The organism is Pseudoalteromonas sp. OANN1, assembly GCF_024124685.1.
GTDB lineage: Bacteria > Pseudomonadota > Gammaproteobacteria > Enterobacterales > Alteromonadaceae > Pseudoalteromonas > Pseudoalteromonas piscicida.
The window spans coordinates 50075-72485 of the sequence record NZ_JAMXSE010000029.1; the positions used below are offsets into that span (position 1 = coordinate 50075).

The 22411-nt window shown below is 42.7% G+C and carries 20 protein-coding genes; 16 read left to right on the forward strand and 4 right to left on the reverse strand.

The window, feature by feature from the left end; genetic code table 11:
* Positions 1-3 precede the first annotated feature (3 nt).
* Positions 4-1377 carry an MATE family efflux transporter gene (locus NH462_RS19950; protein ID WP_253107511.1) on the forward strand — a complete coding sequence of 458 codons (1374 nt, stop codon included), beginning with the start codon at positions 4-6 and terminating at the stop codon, positions 1375-1377.
* Positions 1374-2165 (forward strand): thioesterase domain-containing protein, encoded by a 792-nt coding sequence (locus tag NH462_RS19955; protein WP_017217507.1) that lies wholly within the window; start codon positions 1374-1376, stop codon positions 2163-2165. Before NH462_RS19950 ends, NH462_RS19955 begins: the two co-directional genes overlap by 4 nt.
* Here the strand turns inward: NH462_RS19955 and NH462_RS19960 are convergent.
* Entirely contained in the window at positions 2160-3464 is a 1305-nt protein-coding gene (locus tag NH462_RS19960) for a hemolysin family protein (protein ID WP_010372478.1), read from the reverse strand. The two genes, NH462_RS19955 and NH462_RS19960, sit on opposite strands and share 6 nt — an antisense overlap.
* Positions 3465-3624: 160 nt before the next feature.
* On the opposite strand from NH462_RS19960, the gene NH462_RS19965 reads away from it, so the two are divergent.
* On the forward strand, positions 3625-4233 hold the full coding sequence (locus NH462_RS19965; protein WP_253107513.1) for a hypothetical protein: 609 nt from the start codon (positions 3625-3627) through the stop codon (positions 4231-4233).
* Between the two features lie 100 nt (positions 4234-4333).
* Positions 4334-4888, forward strand: coding sequence for a hypothetical protein (locus NH462_RS19970; protein ID WP_010372471.1), 555 nt, complete (start codon positions 4334-4336; stop codon positions 4886-4888).
* Between the two features lie 178 nt (positions 4889-5066).
* Here NH462_RS19970 and NH462_RS19975 read toward each other — a convergent pair whose 3' ends face one another.
* Both NH462_RS19975 and msrA read right to left on the reverse strand, forming a co-directional pair.
* Positions 5067-6023 (reverse strand): MBL fold metallo-hydrolase, encoded by a 957-nt coding sequence (locus tag NH462_RS19975; protein ID WP_010372467.1) that lies wholly within the window; start codon positions 6021-6023, stop codon positions 5067-5069.
* 261 nt (positions 6024-6284) lie between these two features.
* Positions 6285-7538 carry a peptide-methionine (S)-S-oxide reductase MsrA gene (msrA, locus tag NH462_RS19980; protein WP_253107535.1) on the reverse strand — a complete coding sequence of 418 codons (1254 nt, stop codon included), beginning with the start codon at positions 7536-7538 and terminating at the stop codon, positions 6285-6287.
* 204 nt (positions 7539-7742) lie between these two features.
* Between msrA and NH462_RS19985 the strand changes: the two genes are divergently transcribed.
* The 8 genes from NH462_RS19985 to asnB all read left to right on the forward strand — a co-directional run bounded on the left by NH462_RS19985 (position 7743) and on the right by asnB (position 16664).
* Positions 7743-9059: an MFS transporter gene (locus tag NH462_RS19985; protein ID WP_253107515.1), complete on the forward strand. Its 1317-nt coding sequence runs from the start codon at positions 7743-7745 to the stop codon at positions 9057-9059.
* An 86-nt stretch (positions 9060-9145) separates the two neighbouring features.
* On the forward strand, positions 9146-10660 hold the full coding sequence (locus NH462_RS19990) for a leucyl aminopeptidase (RefSeq protein ID WP_253107517.1): 1515 nt from the start codon (positions 9146-9148) through the stop codon (positions 10658-10660).
* A gap of 142 nt (positions 10661-10802) precedes the next feature.
* Positions 10803-11453 (forward strand): 5-oxoprolinase subunit PxpB, encoded by a 651-nt coding sequence (gene pxpB, locus NH462_RS19995; protein WP_290442485.1) that lies wholly within the window; start codon positions 10803-10805, stop codon positions 11451-11453.
* A complete protein-coding gene (locus NH462_RS20000; RefSeq protein ID WP_253107520.1) occupies positions 11447-12385 on the forward strand; it encodes a biotin-dependent carboxyltransferase family protein in 939 nt (312 codons plus the stop codon). Before pxpB ends, NH462_RS20000 begins: the two co-directional genes overlap by 7 nt.
* Positions 12378-13136: a DUF969 domain-containing protein gene (locus tag NH462_RS20005; RefSeq protein WP_253107522.1), complete on the forward strand. Its 759-nt coding sequence runs from the start codon at positions 12378-12380 to the stop codon at positions 13134-13136. The genes NH462_RS20000 and NH462_RS20005 overlap by 8 nt, the downstream gene beginning before the upstream one ends.
* On the forward strand, positions 13133-14143 hold the full coding sequence (locus NH462_RS20010; protein ID WP_253107524.1) for a DUF979 domain-containing protein: 1011 nt from the start codon (positions 13133-13135) through the stop codon (positions 14141-14143). Before NH462_RS20005 ends, NH462_RS20010 begins: the two co-directional genes overlap by 4 nt.
* Positions 14143-14805 carry a pyroglutamyl-peptidase I gene (gene pcp / locus NH462_RS20015; RefSeq protein ID WP_253107526.1) on the forward strand — a complete coding sequence of 221 codons (663 nt, stop codon included), beginning with the start codon at positions 14143-14145 and terminating at the stop codon, positions 14803-14805. The genes NH462_RS20010 and pcp overlap by 1 nt, the downstream gene beginning before the upstream one ends.
* 188 nt (positions 14806-14993) lie before the next feature.
* Positions 14994-16664, forward strand: coding sequence for an asparagine synthase B (gene asnB, locus NH462_RS20020; protein ID WP_253107527.1), 1671 nt, complete (start codon positions 14994-14996; stop codon positions 16662-16664).
* 51 nt (positions 16665-16715) lie between these two features.
* Here the strand turns inward: asnB and pssA are convergent, their stop codons facing one another.
* Positions 16716-18041: a CDP-diacylglycerol--serine O-phosphatidyltransferase gene (pssA, locus tag NH462_RS20025; RefSeq protein ID WP_253107529.1), complete on the reverse strand. Its 1326-nt coding sequence runs from the start codon at positions 18039-18041 to the stop codon at positions 16716-16718.
* A gap of 286 nt (positions 18042-18327) precedes the next feature.
* Here pssA and trxB point away from each other — a divergent pair, with 286 nt between their 5' ends.
* The 4 genes from trxB to infA all read left to right on the forward strand — a co-directional run bounded on the left by trxB (position 18328) and on the right by infA (position 21332).
* The gene (gene trxB / locus NH462_RS20030) at positions 18328-19281 is read left to right on the forward strand and encodes a thioredoxin-disulfide reductase (protein WP_253107531.1); all 954 of its coding nucleotides are present in this window, start codon (positions 18328-18330) and stop codon (positions 19279-19281) included.
* A gap of 89 nt (positions 19282-19370) precedes the next feature.
* Complete coding sequence (aat, locus tag NH462_RS20035) at positions 19371-20087, forward strand: leucyl/phenylalanyl-tRNA--protein transferase (protein ID WP_253107533.1); 717 nt, start codon at positions 19371-19373, stop codon at positions 20085-20087.
* A complete protein-coding gene (locus NH462_RS20040) occupies positions 20080-20811 on the forward strand; it encodes an arginyltransferase (protein WP_010372445.1) in 732 nt (243 codons plus the stop codon). Before aat ends, NH462_RS20040 begins: the two co-directional genes overlap by 8 nt.
* A 302-nt stretch (positions 20812-21113) precedes the next feature.
* The gene (gene infA, locus NH462_RS20045) at positions 21114-21332 is read left to right on the forward strand and encodes a translation initiation factor IF-1 (RefSeq protein WP_002962494.1); all 219 of its coding nucleotides are present in this window, start codon (positions 21114-21116) and stop codon (positions 21330-21332) included.
* Positions 21333-22411: the final 1079 nt, after the last annotated feature.

Sequence of the window (22411 nt, forward strand, 5' to 3'; positions counted from 1 at the left end):
AGTGTGAAAGATTTAACTCAAGGCTCAATTCCAAAACATATCATATCAATGGCCTTGCCATTGGCTATCGGTATGCTTGTCCATACACTTTATATGTTTACCGACCTCTATTTTGTATCTCAGCTAGGTGATGCAGAAACGACGGCACTCATCTTAGTTGGCAATGTACTCTTTTTTATTTTTGCGATTAGCCAGATTTTAAACGTTGGAACCGCTACATTAATTGCGAACTCCGTGGGCAAGAAAAACCAAGCTGAATCAAACTCAATCTTCAATCAAGCGATTTTATTGTCCTGCATATTAGGATTGGTGGTGCTATCTTTTGGGCTATTTGTAATCCAATTTTACCTTCAACATACCACTACAGACTTGGCAGTTCGAGAAGCGGCTATGATTTACACTAAATGGTTTATTCCTTGTCTCGCAATGCAATTTTTATTTATTACTTTGGGAGCAGCGATGCGAGGTATAGGAATAGTTAAACCTATGATGTTTGCTCAGCTCGGATCTCTCCTTCTCAATATCTTGCTATCCCCTTTACTTATAACCGGTTGGGGCTCCATCCCTTCCATGGGGATCTCGGGGGCTGGACTTGCAAGTTCAATTTCCATTATATTAGCTATTGTCGTTACCCTTTTATATTTCAGAAAAGCAGATGGTTATCTAAGAATTGATCTAAAAGCATGGAAAATTGATCATTCCACCATCAAAAAACTACTCGTTATCGGCGGACCCGTTGGGCTCGAGTTAACGCTAACCTTTTGCTACATTTCGCTGACGTTTTGGGCAATCAAAGATCTCACAACGGATGTCCAAGCAGCACTCAGTATCGGTTCAAAGATAATTCAAGGACTTTCTCTACCCATGATGGCTGTTGTCTTTTCGCTTCCTGCAGTTGCAGGGCAAAACTTTGGTGCAAATAACTTAGCACGATTTAGATATGCTTTTTTTTGGGTAATGTGCTGTGTGTCAATCATTATGTTGCTCATGTCTGTTATCGCAATAAACTGCGGCCACCTGCTTGCCACTCCTTTCTCAAATGATGCAAATGTCATCGAACAAACGCAGTACTTTTTGGAGATTGTTGCATTTAACTTCATCGCCACAGGTATCGTTTATAGTTGCTCGGGAATATTTCAGGCTACAGGTAATACTTTCCCCTCTCTTATAAGCAATGCTTCCAGACTATTCACTTTTGTTTTACCTGTTATCTGGCTCGTACTTACACAACGAGTTTCCGTAGAGTTACTATGGCATCTGTCTGTGATAACTGTGGTTATTCAAGCGGCTTTAAGCTTGTATTTAGCTAGAAATCATTTAGGGCTCATTGCTAGCAAAATAAGTGCTACCGATTACTCCGTGAAGGAGGTATCGTGATTACCCATAAAATAGAAGAGCGCATAAACCACCAGCTTTCTACTTCTAAATGGTTTTCCTTACTCAATAAGCCTAACACCATTCGCAAACAACTCATTTGCTTTCCTTTTGCTGGCGCAGATGCAGCTGTTTACCAAAACTGGGTAGGAAAACTGCCAGAAGATGTCGCTTTATATGCTCTCCAAGCACCCGGGCGAAAGGAGCGAAGTCATGAAGCTGCCATTGATAATATTCATACCTTGGTCGAAGCAATAGCACCTATTTTGAGCGAGGCAACACCACTACCCAGCGTTTTTTACGGTCATAGCAATGGCGCTTATATTGCGTATGAGCTTGCTTTAGCACTTCAACATAGCGGTTGTAATATCGTTAAACACCTGTTTATTGCAGCTAGGAAGGCACCGCAATATGCAATAAGAAAGTCCCCCTACCATACTCTTGACGATAAGAAGTTCATTGCGGCGGTAAATTTAATGGGCGGATTACCACCGGCTTTGCTCAACGATATCGAGCTGCAACAACTGATGCTGCCAACGTTAAAAGCAGACTTTAAGCTGGGAGAGACCTATCAATACGAGTCGGCTTGTAAACTCGACGTCCCTGCAACCGTGTTATATGGTACTCGGGATAAAGCAGCAACAGGGGCGGATATGCACCATTGGGAAACTTGCTTTAAACAAGGTATCACGCCTAAAGCGATACCCGGTCGGCACTTTTTTATGCAGGATTCCTCGGCTTTGGTGCTAAAAGAGATCAACGCGGTGTTGGAAACACTGAGCCCCTTATAGTTGGGGCTCTTTGGTTACTTCAATTTGCCTAATGGCCAATCCTTGAATTTCTATTACTTTGAACTTAAAACCATCCACTTCTAACGACTCTCCTTCGGCAGGAAAATGCTTTAACCTGTGGATCACAAAACCGGCTAAGGTTTCTATGGCTTCAATCGGTTCAAACTCGTACTCAATCACCGAAGCTTGAAAGTCCTTAATCGACATATCACCCTGCACTAGCCATCGGGTGTTATCCTTTTGTCGAAATTGGGCTTCTATTGCTTGGTCGTCTTTCAGTGCAATTAAATTCAAGATGCTGGATAAGGTTACCATCCCAACCACAGTTGAGAATTCATTGATCACCACTGCACAGTTGCTTTCATGACTTTTCAGCCCATCTAGCGCATCGGAAAGACTTAGGGTATCAAGTAAAATGACCGGCTTATGGAATTCTTGTTGTTGACCATCCAGTAACGGCTTTTTAGCCAAAATATTGCTAAGTAGTTGTTTGGCTTCAGGTGCAGCAATGACTTTATCGAGCGAGCCATCACACAGCAGATACTGTTGAAAGCTGTGCGCTTGAATTAACGTGCTCAGGTTTTCTTCTGATTCTTGAATGTCTAACCACACGATTGCATCGCGGTTGATCATCGCTTGGGTAATATTAGTCTGGTTAAGGTCGAGCACATTGCCAATGATATTGTACTCATGCTCGCACAGTTCCCCCTGCTCAGCACTTTGATCAACCACCGCATAAATATCATCACGCGTGACTTGTTCGTCACGTTCATTTGGTAAATTGAATAGCTTTATTATCCAATCAGCAAACACGTTAAATAGCCAAATAATGGGCTTAAAAATCCATACACTGGCGAGCATAAGATGGATAAATCGCATCGCGATAGTTTCTGGAATGACCATGGCTATTCGTTTTGGCAATAAATCAGCAAACAATACAAATAACGATGTGATCAGTAAAAACGACACCACTGTGGATATTTGCAATAACATCGAGGCATGAGCCGCAACATCGGCAAACATAAAACTTGCAACCCAGTTTAGTAGTTGCAATACATAAGGGGTAAACACCGACTCACCTATCATACCCGCAACAATTGCCAAGGCATTGAGTACCACCTGTACCGCAGCAAAAAACTGATGCGCATTGGCTTGCAAATATAATACTTTCTTGGCTCTAACGTCACCAAGATCAAATAAGGTTTGTAATTTAACTTTGCGTGCCGCTGCCAATGATATTTCACACAGCGCGAAAACTGCACTCAAGCTAATGAGTAACAACACCCAAAAAAAGTCCACAGATACACCTAAAAAAGAAAGCGAGAATTCGACGCGATGTATACGCCTATTTTATGACTTTAGCAATGTAATTCGCGTCAAATAATTAAATTTTTGTTGCCAATCTAGTACCGATTATCGTACTGTTCGCGACGAATAAAAAATACGTCAAGGAAGGAAAATGACAAAACTGATACACACCCTCAAATTAGCCCTACTCACAACGATATTGCTCTGCTTTTCAACAGCATGTTCAACCTATCATGAGATCACTAAAACCACGTCTTATCAAGATGAAATCTCGACCTTTTTAAAAACTGAAGACGGTAAACATCTCATCTTTGTTGGAAAAGAGCATCATTACATACTGCGTACTGATCCCACCTTAGCCAAGCTACTCGATAGCCCGTTTTTGGCATTTATCTCTCTTGAAAGAAATGACTTTCACATCAGTTCAATGCGAAGCGTAGAAGGAAAGGTTGATATTCTATTAAGTCCTAATACACCGAACGAGATAAAAGCAAAAGCCCAAGACTATGGTTTTAAGTCTGGTCGTGTTTCTGTCAAACTTGTTGGTGATAGATATGATAATCGGGATCTGAACTTTGCTCACTTCAAACAATTTGAGCACCCACTCGTAATCCACTTTAGCGTTGCACAAAGTTTTTCAGAAAAGGCATCAGCAGCGATTACGACACCACTAAGAGATATCGCAGAAGGCGCTATTTTCTTATTAGCTGTCCCTGTCATTGCAATATTATGCATGGGTGAAAAAAGGTGCTTACACTAAACACTTTACGAAGGCTAAATTCAGCCTTCACATTATCCTCATAATTTTGTCGTTTAATGCCCACTTAGATTACCAATACTTTCAAACCTAGAGGTACACTGTGAAACCTTCTGATAAAAACAAACTAAATGTCAAAGGGGTATTTTTTAGTCTCGCGACAATCGCCATTTTTTCTGGGCTATCTACCTCAGCAAGAGCTGAATTTTATGGCACACTACAACTTAATGACAAAGTACAAAAATGTAGTGCAATAAAAAACCAATCTGAAAAATATTTCCATGATAATAATTCAGGTCGAACACATCTACCTCTGTCAGTATCGTACTGCAATATAGGTGGCTACATTACTGATTGGACTAAAGTGACGGTGTGGGAGTTCATTGAGGGTCAAGATGGTGATGGTTGGTGGAACCAAATATATGACGAAAAATTTTCGGGCAATATTGCCGCAGATAAAGGTATTTATTGGCGTGGAAACTTTTTAAACAAAAATACAGACTATAAAGTAAAACTCACTTATAAGATTAAATCAGGCGATAAAAAAGACTGTACACGACAACTGACTAACACGACAAAAGGAATGCTATGGCAAGTTGCCAGCGGTGGAACAACTACAAAATACAATAGATGCCGAACTTTAGAAATTAAACGCTAAATGCGCTGGCGATGCCCTGTTATAAGTCTGATAAATCTTAACTTAATTTATCAGACCTATAACAAAGGTGGGACTTGGAAGCGCCGCGTTAAATACTTAACAATGCGGCTACCAACCTGAATTACTGTACCTTAGCGCCACAGCTGATTTAGGCTGAGCTAATTCATTTAAGCCGAGGTCAACGGGCGATATAGCCAGCCTTTACGCCCTCACTTAAAGTAAAGCTGTCCCCCACAGAGCCCACCACCATTTGCTTACGGTTTGACTTCATCAATTCACGCAGCACGTATAGCGAGTTAATACCAGTACAATGTGCCCCCATCATATTCTTTAAGCCAAACTGCTGTAATTTACCTGCTGTCCATGCCAAATGTTTATCATCCGCATTCATTAAATGGAATCCGCCTATCGCCGTCGTAATATTTGCGGGGTGGATCGTTTTTACTATGTGTTCCATCGTGTTGATGATGCCCGCATGCCCACAACCGGCTATTAATACAAAACCATCTTTGGTATTTATCACCAGTGACATATCTTCTGGAATGTTATCTTCTATATGGCCGTGCTTACCTTCAAGTTTGCTATTTCCACTCCAATTATGTTCGGGGTGAATGCGCTCAACATTGCCTGTTAACCAAACACCTGGGTAAATTTCTTGCGCCTCACTGTATTGTTTGAAAATCACATCTTGTTTTTCAAGCGCGAGCTTCATCGTGTGCATGCGGTTTTCTCTACCTGCACGTTTTGCGAAAATACCGTGACCAACATGAATGCGAGACATTGCTTTTGCATTCTCTTTACTCAGCTCGGTTCTTAACGTTTCTAGTCCGCCAGTGTGGTCGCCATGATTATGGCTTAAAATTACGTCTTCTACATCGGACAAATCGATCCGTAAGTCTCGCGCATTTTGCAGCACCGTTTGCGGCCGATTACCCGTATCAAAAAGAATTTTTCGGCCGTCCACTTCAACTAGTGCTGCATACCCCCACTCGCCAATGCCACGGTCCGCAAGCATGGTCGACAGCGTAGTGATTTTGAGTGCTTTGACTTGGTGAGGAGTTTCATTGGCAGCCGCTGTCGGTACCGTAATGAGCCACCACAAACAAATTAGACACAGAATATGTATACGGTGCATAAGAATTCCTTTTGCGTATTTTGAAGTTAAGTGTTGACGAAACTAACTGGGTATTGAATAAAAATCAACCTGTTACCATATTAGTCTAGAGCCAAATTAGTATAAATGGCCACATGAACGGCAGATCAAATTTTAGGAGGAAGCAGCCAAAGTACCACTTTGAAAAGTTAACAAGTAAACATGTTCCCTTGATACACAAAAGTAACTTCGACTTTGGTTTATGTCTGCCTGCTCAGCAAAAGGTGACTTTAGGCGTAATACCTAAAGCGCCTCCCTTGCTTTAAATTCAAGTACTTGGGCATTGATACAATAGCGGTCTTGACCTTTTGGCCCTTCATTTTTAAAGACATGGCCTAAATGAATGCCACTGCTTTTTGAGCGTATTTCAGTTCTCACCATTCCGTGGCTTAAATCTTTGTGATAGGTCACGCTGTCTTTTACTGGGTGGGTAAACGACAGCCACCCAGTGCCTGAGTTAAATCTATCTCGGGTGTCAAAAAGAACCTTGCCGCTTAATTTATCGATAAATACGCCATCAGGTGTGTTTTTAAAGATATCATACTGCTTGCAAAATGGTCTTTCTGTGCCTTTTTGAAAGGCAATGTCAAAAGCTTCTGAACGACCTAGCTTAAAAGCACCGAGTGCCTTGTAAAACTCTTCTCTCGCCATAAAACCTTGAAAGCCTAGAGACTCAACACCATTTTCAATAAATAAGATCGTTGGCGTCGCCCAAGTCGCGGTTTTTATCATTAGCCCCTCGAGTTGATCTGCATAGCGAAAGTGCAGTGGGATATCACCTTGATAGTCGTTTAATACCTCTTTTTTTAGCTTCTCGCAATAAGGGCAATAGCTTTTAGCATCAACAATCACTATATGCTTACCTTGGGCTAGCATAGTGTTATCTGTTTTATCTTTCGCAACCTTATCAAAGGTCACTCCCGTGCTGTGATCTGGGCAGTATCCCTTGGGATTCTTGGTTAAGTAGTTTTGATGATACTCTTCCGCTGGATAAAATTTTCTAAGCGGCTTAATCTTGGTTTGAATGTCGCCATAGCCTTGCTCAGATAATAAATGTTGATACTGCGCTTTTAATGTGTGGGCCTTGTCACTTTGTTGATCGTCAGTATAGAGAATGATCGAACGATACTGCGTTCCAACGTCATTACCCTGCCGATTTTTTTGGGTTGGATCATGACTTTCAAAGTAGTACTTTAGCAGCGCATCGGTGGTGATAAGATTTGCGTTGTAAGTTACCTTTACCACCTCCGCATAGTTGTCTTCATCAAAGCGTCGGCTCGATTTAATGATTTCTCTATAACTTGGCTTAAACCCTTTACCGTCGGCATAGCCAGATTCAGCATCTATCACGCCCGTCATTTTTTCATAGCGTTTTTCTGGACCCCAGAAACAACCGGAGCCCAACACTAACGTTTTAATATGGTTACTTGCGCCATCAACTTTAGGCTTTGGCATATCTGTCCCCGCGAGCGCCGATACACCCACACCTAACATCATGATAAACCCTATCGATGCGGCCACCTGTAATGTTCTCATCACTACCCTCTCAATGCTGTATGTTACAACTAAGTATGACTATCACTTCATACTTATTGAACTTAATATGATTTACTGCGTATTAAATGAGACCGCTAAAGGTTAATTATCATTTCATCTAAAGTCGTTCATGATAGTGAAGTAGGCTGTCTGCAAAATAAAGGAATGGGTGTGAGTAAAATAAGTGAGAATCTCTATCAAAAGCTAACCAATGATGACGAAGCGCGTGCCTGTAAAGCGATTGACGATAAGGCGTGTAAAGAAGTTCCCGGTAACTACGTACTTATTTTATTGAGTCAACTATTTAGTCAATTGGGAGATGCCCTACTCAACCCAAAGATCACACTACCTTGGCTGATGCAATCACTCGGTGCTCCCGCTTATTTGATATCGGCTCTGGTCCCCATTCGCGAGTCCGGTTCACTGATCCCACAATTGTTTATTGGCCAATGGGTGCGTAAGCACGCTAAACGAAAGTACCTTTGGTCTTTCGGCGCACTTACTCAAGCTACTTGTGTACTGCTTATGGCACTGCTTGCATGGCAACAAACTGAAAATCAATTGTACGCTTGGTTGGTACTTGGATTGCTGGCGATTTTTAGCATCGCTCGCAGCTTAAGTTCTGTGTCGTCAAAAGATGTCATAGGTAAAACTATCCCTAAACAAAAGCGCGGCCAGCTAAGCGGCCAAGCCGCCTCTGTCAGTGGACTTATAACTGTTACATTTGGTGTTGGGCTTTTTATCGCTGCCACTCAAGTAAACAATGTCAACTTTGTGATCACACTGGTACTGGCTGCAATCTTTTGGCTGATAGGTGCGTTAACGTTCTCAAGAATTAAAGAATATGAAGGCGCCACCGAAGGCAGTGAAAACGGATTAGATAAAATAAAGCAAGATTTCACGCTGTTAAAAACAGACCCAACTCTGAAAAAATTTATCTTTGCGCGTGGGCTTTTGTTAAGTTCCGCGCTTATTCCGCCCTATTTCACCGTGCTGGCGCAGCAGAATATCGGCAACGGAGCATGGGTGTTGGCAGCTTTGTTAGCGGTGTCTGGGCTTGCCAGTTTAGTCAGTGGGGCTTTTTGGGGTCGTCTTGCCGATCAATCAAGTAAACACGTGATGATGTATGGCGCTACAATCACCGTTGCTATCACTGCAATACTACTGGCAACTGCTTTATTTTATTCTTCACTGCTAGAAACAATCTGGTTCATTCCACTTTGCTATTTTGTTATTGCTATCGCTCACCAAGGCGTGCGCGTGGGCCGCAAAACCTACGTGGTCGATATGGCTGAAGGAAACAAACGCACCAGTTACGTCACGCTCAGTAACACAATTATCGGTATTGTGCTTTTATTAACAAGCGCACTTGGTGTCATTGCCTCGGCATTTTCAATTAATGTGTTACTTGCACTCTACATTATGATCACGATATTAGGCATTGTGCTGACAAGCCTCTTACCTAATGTCACTGAACGGTAAAACCTGTTACTTCACCGACAAATTGTGTCTAAATTTCTCTGATTAAGGTAAAAACGCCGCAATTTTAGTTATCTGAGGATAAGATTATGTCATTGACTACGCGTTTTTCTGCTTTAGCGCTGGCGGTTGCCAGCATGACTTCTGCAAATGCCGCTGACTTTGAGTTCAATACCAAGCTTGCAGACGCTGATGCACTGGTAATTTTTCAAGCTGGTGAAAGCCAAAGTAGCCTAAAGTTCCTTGATAAAGACACTCGCAAACAATTGGAGCGCGCAATTGCTGCGGAAGACTTTAAAGGGACGTATGGCAAAACAGTTGAAGTATTAGCGCCAATAGACTCTGATTATAAGCGTATCTTCATTGTTGGTTTGGGTGACACAAGCGCACTCGACGCGAGCAAAATGACCAAACTTGGCGGTAATTTACACGCTAAATTTGAAGGTAAGAAGCTGGAGAATGTTGCAGTTGCATTCGAAGACGTTGAGGGAGCGCTCTCAAATGCAGAACTAGCGGCACAATTTGCACACGGTGCAAACCTTCGTGACCACACCTTCGAAGTATACAAAAAAGAACCAAACACTTTTAACGTAAGCTACCACTTCGACGTTGCCGATAAGCAAGCAACAGAGGCTCAGTATAAAGCACTACAACACATTCAAGCTGGCGTATTTTTAGCGCGAGACTTAACCTCTGAAGTCGCAACAGAAATGACCCCGGTTGATTTTGCAAAAGCAGCAAAGGAACTTGAACAATATGGCGTTGAAGTAAAAGTATTAGCACCAGCTGAACTTAAAGAGCTCGGCATGGGCGCACTTGAGGGCGTTGGCCGTGGTAGTGAGCACGGCTCTCGTTTAGTTGTTGCACACTATAAAGGTAACAACGAGACACCAATTGCCCTGATCGGTAAAGGAATTACTTTTGATTCTGGTGGTTATAGCATCAAAACCGGCGCGTCGATTGCACGCATGAAATCTGACATGGCGGGCGCGGCTGCCGTGCTTGGTACAGTAAAAGCAATGGCACTGAGCAAAGCAGACGTAAACGTGGTCGCTGTGATGGGGATGGCAGCAAATATGGTGTCTCAGTATGCAATCGCACCGGGTGATGTACTGCGTACTGCAGAAGGTATTAGCGTAGAAGTTGTCAACACAGATGCTGAAGGCCGTTTGGTGCTATCTGATGCGATGTGGTATGCACGTAAACATTACAGCCCTGAGATCATGATTGATGTTGCGACATTAACTGGCTCTAAAATTGGTGCTGTTGGTAACGAATATTCTGCAATTTTCTCTGAAGATGATAGCTTAATTACAGAATTTACCAACGCAGGTAAGGTTGTGAACGAAAACGTATGGCGTCTACCGCTTGGCTATAAGGACAAACTAAAATCTGACATCGCCGATTTCCAAAACGTAGGTTCAGGTGGTCCTGGTGCAACAACTGCTGCAACTTTCCTACAACAATTTGCAGGTGACACCCGTTGGGTTCATATTGATATTGCAGGTAACGCACTTTCAAGCTCAGCAAAAGACGAAGTACCAACTGGTGGTACAGGTTATGGCGTTCGCCTTCTGAGTCAATGGCTATTAACTGCTAAATAAATCCTTATATTTTAAGCCGTGTTAAAACACGGCTTTTTTGTAACTGCAACACAATGGCAACTAGTAGCAATAACTTCGTTTCAATTGCGAGGTGTGTTATAAGAAATATAACGTTTACCAAAGCAACCAATTGTTATTGTCTATGTCCGATGTGAGTTGTTATCTATTAGGTGAGCAAGCAATTGTTATAAATGCAATATGTTTGCCTGATAGCAAGAATCCAATTAACCAACGATTATTCGCCCTCAAGAAATGGCTTGATAGTAGCGGTGATTTTATTGATGTGGTGCCTGCCAAATCTTCCGTTACTGCCTATTTAAAAGACCCCCGTAAAGCCGATCAGTGGCAACATAAAATCCAAGCACATTGGCAAGACCTAGAGGTAGCAGAGGTAAAGCCAACACACCATCATATTGAGGTGTTTTATGGCAAAGAATTCGGACAGGATTTTGAACGCATAGCAGACCAATTACAACTGACACCAAAACAGCTTATCGAGCTACACTCAAGCGTTGATTATCAAGTACAATTTATTGGCTTCTTACCTGGTTTTGCTTACTTATCAGGGTTACCAGCCGCACTTCAATTACCCAGAAAATCCACACCAGTTACCAAGGTCCCCAAAGGCAGTATTGCCATCGCAGACAGCTACAGTGCAATTTACCCGAGCCAATCTCCCGGTGGCTGGCATTTACTGGGACAAACCAATGCTACGCTATTTGACCCAAATTCTTCATCAGCAAGCTTGCTACAACCAGGAGATATCGTGCGTTTTGTGGAGAAATCATGCTAGAAGTTATTAAACCTGGGCCACTTTCAACTATTCAAGACATTGGTCGCCAAGGACTTCGCCACTTAGGAGTAAGTCAAGCTGGTGTCATCGACCCTGTTGCGCTTAAACTTGCAAATACACTCTTGTCAAATGACGACGATAGTGCAGCTATTGAAGTGACCATTGGCTTATGCGAGTTTCACTTCCACGCCCCCACTAACTTTGTTATCGCGGGGGCAGATCTCAATGCCGTTTTAAACGATGAAGCGATATACCCTTGCTGGCGCTACAGCGCTAAAGCTGGAGATCAGCTGACATTTAAACAAAATCGCGATGGTTTACGCGCTTATTTGGTGGTCGAAGGTGGATTTACCAACATAGACAAGCTGCTTGGGAGTTATTCAACCGATCTCATGGCAAGCTTTGGGGGAATATGCGGCCGAGCTCTTAAACAAGGGGACAAACTAAGCTACACGCCGAGCACTGCCAAAGGCGCCGTTGGTGGTCTACAGCCCAGTTATGAAAAGCTCATTCACTTTATCCCAGGCCCGCATCTCGAGTTAATTTCCAAACAGACACTAAGTGTATTAAACGACACCATTTGGAAAGTAAATCCCAGCAGTAATCGCATGGGCATTCGCCTAAGTGGCCATAGCAACCTAATACATGCACATAATATTGCAACCCAAGCTGTCCACCCAGGCGTTATTCAGCTGCCCCCCAGTGGCGAGCCCATTATCCTATTGAATGACTGCCAAACCACAGGCGGTTATCCAATTATTGGTACCATCATTCAAGCCGATATGCGCCACTTGAGCCAATTGGGCGCGGGCGATTGTATCCATTTAAAATCAACATCCCTTATAGATGCAGCAAAGGAATCTCACCGAGTACAGGCGCATCTCAATCAGCTAAGGCTAGCGCTTAAAAATAAAGAACAACAAAATGACTGAGCTAAATCTCCTTCCTCTTTCGGGCATTGCTGTGATTGTTATTGGCTTTGCTCTGAGGTTTAATCCCTTATTGGTTGTCACCTCGGCAGGTCTAGTTACTGGTTTTGCCGTTGGAATAGACTTTGTCGACTTAATTGCCACCTTTGGCGAAAAGTTTATGAACTCTCGCCAGCTTGCAAGCTTTCTACTTATCTTACCCGTGATTGCAATTTTAGAACGTTACGGCTTACAGCAACGAGCTAAAGCTTGGGTTGCGGGTATAAAAGGGGCGACAACTTCTCGAATTCTAAGTATGTATTTTGTAGTCCGTGAGTGCTCCGCAGCGCTGGGGTTAATCAATTTAGCAGGCCAAGCGCAAACCGTTAGACCACTGCTTGCTCCGATGGCGATAGGCGCTGCGGCAAACCAATACGGCGACCTGCCACAAGATGTAAAAGACATGATAGGCGCACATGCTGCCGCCTGCGATAACATCGCCGTCTTCTTTGGTGAGGATATTTTTATCGCTTTTGGTGCTGTACTACTGATGGATGCTTTTTTAAAAGAAAACGGCATTGCCGGAATTGAACCGCTGCATATCGGACTTTGGGCAATACCAACTGCAATTGCCGCGCTCATTGTTCATCTTTTCCGGTTATCGCGATTTGAGGCAAAAATCCGGGCAGAAATTGCGCGCTGTCAGCAGCAACAAAGCGAAGAAGAGCAAACACCTAGCAACACAAATTCGGCGCTTAAGGAGGAGTCATTATGAGCTTAATGAACACCTCTGACGCGCAATCTAGCCTACTTTCAATTGACAACATCTATTTATTGATTGGATTTATCGTGATGTTTTTGGTGGTAAAAACGCTACAAGATAAGGCCCATCCTAAGCGTCTCACCACCGCCCTATTTTGGTTTTTATTTGGCTCTGTCTTTATCTTTGGTGATGCTTCTATCACATTGATCGGTGAGCGAAATACTTATTTATGGATTGGCATCAACGTGGTGATCATCGCACTGCTTGCAGGTATGAATATGGTTTCCATGGGAAATTACGAAATGCCGTGCGAACGAGCCAAAACAGAAGATGCAAATCGGTTTGGTAATAAATTGTTTGTTCCTGCTGTACTTATTCCAATCGTTACTGTTATCTGTACTATCATCTTAAGTGAGATCCAGCTCGGCGATTTTTATCTATTCGATCAGGGTCACGTAACGCTTTCAGCACTGACACTCGCTTGCACCATCGCTTTACTGGTGAGTTGGAAGATAACCAAAGGCAGTCCATTACAAGCACTTTCTGAGTCTCGTCGCTTAGTTGATTCAATAGGCTGGGCAGCAATATTGCCACAGATGCTAGCAATGCTTGGCGGTGTATTTATCGTCGCAAACACAGGCACTGCTATCCAAGACTTAGTGACATTATTTATTTCGCCAGATAACCGTTTTATGCTCGTTGTGCTGTATTGTGTTGGCATGGCACTATTTACCATGATTATGGGAAACGCTTTTGCCGCATTTCCAGTAATGACGGCAGGTATTGCACTGCCATTTTTGATCCAAGGGCATGGCGCGGATCCTGCACCGCTCGTCGCAATTGGCATGTATTCGGGTTATTGTGGAACACTGATGACACCGATGGCTGCTAATTTCAACATCGTGCCAGCGGCACTGTTAGATTTAAAAGATAAGTACCAAGTCATTAAAGTGCAAATACCAACCGCTATAACGTTATTGGTGATTAATATTTTTCTTATGTACGGAGTCGTTTTTTAATGTCCAGTTACAGTAAACCTTGTGTCCTCGTTACTGGATTCACCCCATTTGGTGGTGAGTCCATTAACCCTTCATGGCAATTAGCTCAGCTTTTAGAAGGTGAAACCATTGAAGGTCACCTGATCCACACAAAAGAGTTACCTTGTGAATTTGACAAAAGTATTGAGTCTTTAACACAAGCGATAGATAAGTATCACCCAAGTATCGTGATCTGTTTAGGCCAGGCTGGTGGACGCTGTGATATCTCCATCGAACGTATCGCGATTAACGTTAACGATGCCAGAATAGCCGACAACGCAGGAAACCAGCCGATAGATACACCAGTCATTACACACGGACCCGATGCTTACTTTGCCTCTTTACCAATAAAAAGTATGCTAAGTAGTGCGCTTCAAGCGGGAGTTCCTACAAGTATTTCTAATACTGCGGGCACTTACGTGTGCAACCATGTGATGTATGGATTACTGCACTATCTTAGTACACATGACTTAGCGTGCCGTGGTGGCTTTGTGCATATTCCATACTTGCCCTCCCAAGCGGCGCACCACCCTGGTGCACCCAGTATGGACATTGACACCCTAGTTAAAGGAATAAAAATCCTATTAACCAGCGCCATTACACAAAAGCAAGATATTAAACTTGTCGCTGGAACGACACACTAATAAGTAATGCCCCAAAATGGTGCAGAATTGCACCATTACACATCACAAAAAATTCACATTTTCTCTATTTCATTGTGTGACTTATCAAATTATTTTTGGTAGAACTTAAACTATCTCATGGTAACTATGCTTCCGTGAGCAATAATAATTTGTTGATATTATCAACACATCAATAGGAATGAGGAAATATGTGTTCAATTTTCGGCGTACTTGACATCAAGACCGATCCCCTTGCACTTCGCGAGCAAGCGATCGAAATGTCAAAAAAACTAAGACACCGTGGCCCCGACTGGTCAGGGGTATATTCAAGTGAAAAAGCCATCCTAGTTCATGAACGTTTGGCAATTGTTGGCGTTTCTAGCGGCGCACAACCATTATTTAACCCTGAAAAAACACATATTTTAGCGGTAAATGGTGAAATTTATAATCATAAAGAGCTTGCAAAAGCACTGACCGTTCCATTTGAATTTCAAACAGAGTCTGACTGTGAAGTGATCTTGGCGCTATACAAGCAAAAAGGCCCTGAGTTTTTAGATGATCTCAATGGAATTTTTGCATTTTGTTTGTACGATGAAACAGAAGATGCCTTTTTAATTGGTCGTGATCATATCGGTATCATTCCACTTTACACTGGCCGTGATCAAAGCGGTAACCTCTTTGTCGCCAGCGAAATGAAAGCGCTCACACCTATTTGTACACAAATTGAAGAGTTTCCTCCTGGCCATTATTGGTATTCAAAAGAAGGTGGTCCAAGAGAGTATTACCAACGCGACTGGCAAGCGTTTAGTGCTGTAAAAGACAATGAGGCCAGCCCCGAAGCAGTTAAAAATGGGCTAGAAGCCGCAGTAAAACGCCAATTGATGTGCGATGTGCCATACGGCGTGTTGTTGTCTGGTGGTTTAGATTCTTCTGTGATTTCTGCTATCACACAAAAGTTTGCAGCAAAGCGTATCGAAGATGATGATGCTTCCGATGCTTGGTGGCCAAAACTTCACTCATTTTCCATTGGCTTGGAAGGTTCACCCGATCTCGCTGCAGCACAAAAAGTAGCGGATAAAATCGGCACAGTTCATCATCCCATTCACTTTACCGTACAACAAGGGATCGATGCCCTTAAAGAAGTGGTCTATCACCTAGAGACCTACGATGTCACAACCATTCGCGCTTCTACTCCTATGTACCTTATGGCACGCTACATTAAAGCAATGGGCATTAAAATGGTGTTATCGGGTGAAGGGGCCGATGAACTATTTGGTGGCTATTTGTATTTCCACAAAGCACCAAATGCTGAGGAGTTTCACAACGAGCTAAACCGAAAGGTCTCAAAACTGCATATGTTTGATTGCTTACGTGCAAATAAGTCGATGGCAGCTTGGGGGGTTGAAGCACGTGTTCCTTTCTTAGATAAAGAATTTGTCGATATTGCCATGCGAACTAACCCAGACTACAAAATGTGTAAAGATGGCCGTATCGAAAAACACATTATCCGTGAGGCGTTTGATGGCTATTTACCCGATGACGTATTGTGGCGCCAAAAAGAGCAATTTTCTGATGGCGTAGGCTATAGCTGGATCGATTCACTAAAAGAGTATGTTAGTCAGCAAGTGAGCGACTCGGATCTTGAAAACGCCCATTACCGCTATCCAATCAATACACCGGATAGCAAAGAAGCCTATTATTATCGCACCATTTTTGAGTCGCATTTTCCAGGAGAAGCGGCAGCTAAGTGTGTTCCTCACGGCAAATCTGTGGCGTGTTCAACACCTGAAGCGCTTGCTTGGGACGAGTCTTTCCAGCGCAATGCCGATCCATCAGGTCGCGCAGCAAGCTCACACAACGAAGCATATAATCAAAAATAAGAAAGTAAAAAAGGGACGCTCGTCCCTTTTTTAAAATTATCAGTTCTTGCGTTAAATAAAACGCTTGATAATAAAGTCGACTTTCACACGCTTAGCCTGACCAAGGAGTTTTTTCACTGGTGCGGGATAATCCGCCAATGTCTCGAGATCATCGTGGCTCTCGATGCGACGGCAATGTTTTAAGATCTCTTGCTTTTCTAACTCAATTTGAGGCAACAACGCTTTGTCGGGATCTTCTATTAGAATGCCATTTTCAATATCTAACCCCCATGCCCTTGGGTTGAGGTTGTGACCACTCATTAAATGCGTATCGCCATCTTTGCTTACTCCCTTCAAGTGAAACGAGTTGTTGCCATCTTGCCACAGATACACATCCAGCAATCCGGCAGTTATGAAGCGGCGTTGCGACTTGATAAATTTATACAAAATGGTTTCGTACAAATAAGGAAGCGCACCAATTCGGCTAAATGGCTGCTCTGGACTGATATAGAAATCATTTGCAGTTTTATCCCCCACCACTATTGTTACCTTTTTACCTGTTTTCAGCAAACGACGTAGCGAGCGAAGTAGAGGAGCCGGAAAATTGAAGTAAGGAGTGTAAAGTACTAACTCTTGTTCTGTGGTATCGAAAAGCGCCTTAATAAGACGATTTAGCTTATTAGTTCTACGACCGAAACCTAAAAATGGACGAACCGTTAGACCTTCCCGACTATTCGCCTTTGAAATATCATAACTGGCCTTTTTCAACTGTTTCATCAGCTGTTTTTGATCAGTACGAATGTCGAGTAAAGTAGGTAGTGGACGGATGTCGAGTCTAGGTACTGCGTCGGACGCTATCAGCACTTGATCGGTAAAGTGGCAAAAGCTATCTGCGAGCTGTGCTTGTTTAATCACAAAATAGCGATCTAGGCGGTATTTTTCATCATGATGCAAGTAGACATTATTTAAACTAGCGCCGCTATAAAGCAGGATGTCGTCAATAACAAAGCCTTTTAAATGCAACACGCCAAAAAGCTCTTTTGCTTTTACCGGCACACCATACACTTCGACTTGAGTGCCCAGCAGCTCTTTTAAATCACAATATAGCTTGGCATTGCCTTCTGACTTTTCAGCACCAATGAGGCCGCGTTGCGCACGGTGAAAATCAACCAACACTTTTACCGTTAAGTCTGGATTTTGCTGTGCAGCCTCGTGCAATGCGTGCAATATCTCGCGACCCGCCTCATCATCTTGAAGATAAAGTGCGGTGATATAAATACGCGTTTTTGCCTGTGAGATCAGTTGTAAAAGCGTCTGATGATATTGCTTAGCATCAGTTAACACCTCACAATCTTGTGCACTTAACCCAAAGCCTGGGGTATTCTGCCAAAATGCCATATGTACCTTTTCAATTAGGCTATCAACTCTTGATAGCAAAACAAAATTCTCTAAAACATATCAAAAAAAAAACCTGAGGTCATGAAATACTGCTGTTTTTTGTTAGTACTGGACAAGATTGCTCAATGTGTAGTCTATTTAAAACAAAACAGTACAAATTTTTTGACAACTTGCCAATTTATACCAAATCAGATTACGGTTTTTTATTTACTTCCCTATTGAATTACATAGAATCGAACAAACTTTTGCTTAATAGCATTTTTTAGAATTTAGTTAGGAAAATTACATGAGCGATGCAAAACACTGCAAACTGTTGATTTTAGGTTCGGGTCCTGCGGGTTACACTGCCGCGGTATACGCAGCACGGGCAAATTTAAACCCAGTATTAATCACAGGTATGCAGCAAGGTGGTCAGCTGACTACAACAACTGAAGTCGAAAACTGGCCTGGTGATGCACATGGTTTAACGGGTCCAGCACTTATGGACCGTATGAAAGAGCATGCAGAGCGCTTTGAAACTAAAATCATTTTCGATCACATCAACAAAGTTGACGTGACGAAGCGCCCTTTCACACTCACTGGCGATCAAGGTACTTATACTTGTGATGCGTTAATCATCGCAACAGGTGCATCAGCAAAATACCTTGGTCTTGAGTCTGAAACAGCGTTCCAAGGCCGTGGCGTATCTGCTTGTGCAACTTGTGATGGATTCTTCTATCGTGGTCAAAAGGTTGCGGTTGTTGGTGGTGGTAATACCGCGGTTGAAGAAGCACTTTACCTATCAAACATCGCTGAAGAAGTACATGTTATTCACCGCCGCGATTCTTTCCGTAGTGAGAAAATTCTTGCCGATCGCCTAATGGATAAAGCAGCGAACGGTAATGTTGTGTTACACCTAAATCGCACACTTGATGAAGTGCTAGGTGATGATATGGGTGTTACTGGTATTCGTATCAAAGATACTGATTCCGAAGCGACAGAGCAACTTGATCTTGCTGGTGTTTTCATTGCGATTGGCCACAAACCAAACACAGATATGTTTGAGGGCCAGCTAGAGATGAAAGATGGTTATTTGGTGGTGCAGTCGGGCCTAAATGGTAACGCAACACAGACCAGTGTTGAAGGTGTATTTGCAGCAGGTGATGTGTCTGACCACATTTATCGTCAAGCAATTACTTCTGCAGGTACAGGCTGTATGGCAGCACTAGACGCAGAGCGCTTCTTAGATAGCCAAAAATAATAGATAAATGGGTCGGTCTAGACCGACCCTCTTCCCTCCTTGCCTTAATTTGCTATATTGAAATAAATAACAATCTTGTAGTTTGTTCAATGATCCAACAACTGTTCCACCTCGCCCGCGATGACTTTCGTTTTCCACCAAATCACTATGCCTTGTCTGAACCAGATGGACTGCTTGCCATTGGTGGTTGTTTACAAGTAAAACGCCTGAAAAACGCTTATGCCAATGGGGTTTTTCCTTGGTTTAGTGAGGGTGAGCCAATTATGTGGTGGAGCCCAAGCGAGCGCGGCATTTTGGAGCTTCAAGATTTTCACTGTGGTAAAACACTAAGAAAAGCGCAACGTAAACTCAGTCCAACCGTCACTATCAATACCGCCTTTTCACAAGTGATTGAAGCTTGTAGAAATCAACGAATGGCCGCTGAAGGAACTTGGATCACAAATGCGATGTTGGCTGCGTATCAGCAAGCGCACATTCAGGGGTTAGCACATAGTGTGGAGATATGGGATCAAGGTAATCTAGTTGGCGGGCTATATGGCATCATGCAGTCTGGTGTATTTTGTGGTGAATCTATGTTCCACACCTTACCTAATACGTCCAAAATGGCGATGTGGGCACTGGTAAATTGGCTCAAAGCCCATCAGGCACATTTTATTGATTGCCAACTCGAAAATCCTTATTTAACAAGTTTGGGATTAAAAGTTGTACCAAGGAGCGAGTTTTTGACTAGACTTAAATTGGCGGATCGATTTGAGATCCCATCATCAATGTGGCAGCCTCAGGAGTTGAAAGCTATCTATGAATGAACACTTTCCTTCTAAAATCGGACTGAGCCAACAATTTAGTTGTAGTTATTTACCTGAGCAGAAGGAACAGTTACTGGTTATTCTAGACCCAAATTGTTACAGCCCAGATAGATTTGAACAATTGTTAGCATTAGGGTTTCGCCGCAGTGGAGACCAGATTTATCGTCCACACTGTCCCGCATGCTCAGCTTGTCAATCAGTAAGAGTGTTAACTCAAGAATTTAAACCGAGTAAATCTCAAAAACGCAAACGCAATAAATTAAAGCAAGATTATCAGCTAATTATTAGCCACCAGGAGCGTCCTGAATACTATCCGCTATACGAAAAATATATCAGTCTACGCCACAGCGATGGCTCTATGTACCCACCTAACCGTCTCCAGTACGAAAGCTTCTTATTTTGTCGTTGGATGAACATTATCTTTATCGAGCTATGGCACAAAGATAAGTTAATTGCAGTAGCCGTCACTGATTCAATGCCTTATTCATTGTCTGCTATTTATACCTTTTTCGATCCTGAGTATGAATCACTAAGTATCGGCACTATCATGATCATGGCTCAGCTCGAACAGGCAGCGAAACAGAATAAACCGTACTTGTACTTGGGTTATCAAATCGACGACTGCAAGAAAATGCGTTATAAAACCCAATTTGTTCCAGCACAAAAGCTAGTTAAAGATATTTGGCAAGATATTGATCCGGATGCCTCACAACCTTGTGCTTAGTACCTCTTTCCTGCATACGTTTGCTCAAATGCAGGAATACACCTCCTTTTACACCACAATTATCCAATAGCATGGACAAAAAACATGCGTTACTAGCAGACTTTCCTATGCTAGAATATCGCCCTTGCCTATCAACAAGGCTCCAGATTTTGAAATGCGTTAGGAATAGAAGCAAAAAACTTTGGTAAAACTGGCTGAATAAATGACCAAATTAACAAAAAATCAGCTTGTAACTTTACTTATTCCCCGCTTTTGGGCAAAATCTGCATCGTTTAATTTAACCAAGAGGTGATACGCTACACATGGCGAAAGAAGACGTAATTGAAATGCAAGGCACGGTCCTTGACACGCTACCAAACACAATGTTCCGTGTTGAACTAGAAAATGGTCACGTGGTTGTTGCACATATTTCTGGAAAAATGCGCAAAAACTACATCCGTATTTTGACTGGTGACAAAGTTACTGTTGAAATGACGCCTTACGACCTATCAAAGGGACGTATTGTCTTCCGTGCTCGTTAATCTGCGTGTGTAGATTTATACTAAGTTGATGCCGTAAACTCGTTGATACCCAAGCGACTTCAAAATGCTGATGTTACTTAGGTATACCAAGTTCATTCAAGCAATTAGTATACACGAACGACTAACACTGAGTTTGAGAGACGATAATACCGCATCAAACTGAGTGATAACAAAAAGCCCAGCTATTCTGGGCTTTTTGTCGTTTGAAACTTTTTATTCTAACCCCACCGTTCAAAGGGAGCATCATGGTCTTCCGTGCTCGTTACTCTGCGTGTGTAGATTTATACTAAGTTGATGCCGTAAACTCGTTGATACCCAAGCGACTTCAAAATGCTGATGTTACTTAGGTATACCAGGTTCATTCAAGCAATTAGTATACACGAACGACTAACACTGAGTTTGAGAGACGGTAATACCGCATCAAACTGAGTGATAACAAAAAGCCCAGCTATTCTGGGCTTTTTGTTATTCTAACCCCACCGTTCAAAGGGAGCATCATGGTCTTCCGTGCTCGTTACTCTGCGTGTGTAGATTTATACTAAGTTGATGCCGTAAACTCGTTGATACCCAAGCGACTTCAAAATGCTGATGTTACTTAGGTATACCAAGTTCATTCAAGCAATTGGTATACACGAACGACTAGCACTGAGTTTGAGAGACGGTAATACCGCATCAAACTGAGTGATAACAAAAAGCCCAGCTATTCTGGGCTTTTTGTCGTTTGAAACTTTTTATTCTAACCCCACCGTTCAAAGGGAACATCATGGTCTTCCGTGCTCGTTACTCTGCGTGTGTAGATTTATACTAAGTTGATGCCGTAAACTCGTTGATACCCAAGCGACTTCAAAATGCTGATGTTACTTAGGTATACCAAGTTCATTCAAGCAATTAGTATACACGAACGACTAACACTGAGTTTGAGAAACGGTAATACCGCATCAAACTGAGTGATAGTAAAAGATCCACCTTCTAAAGAAGGTGGCTTTGCATTAGCCCCCTAGAAGGGGGCGTTGTTTACTGGAGTGTTAACTGCGCCTGCTCTTGCACCTCTTCCTTTTCTTGGTGCCTGACATACCGCC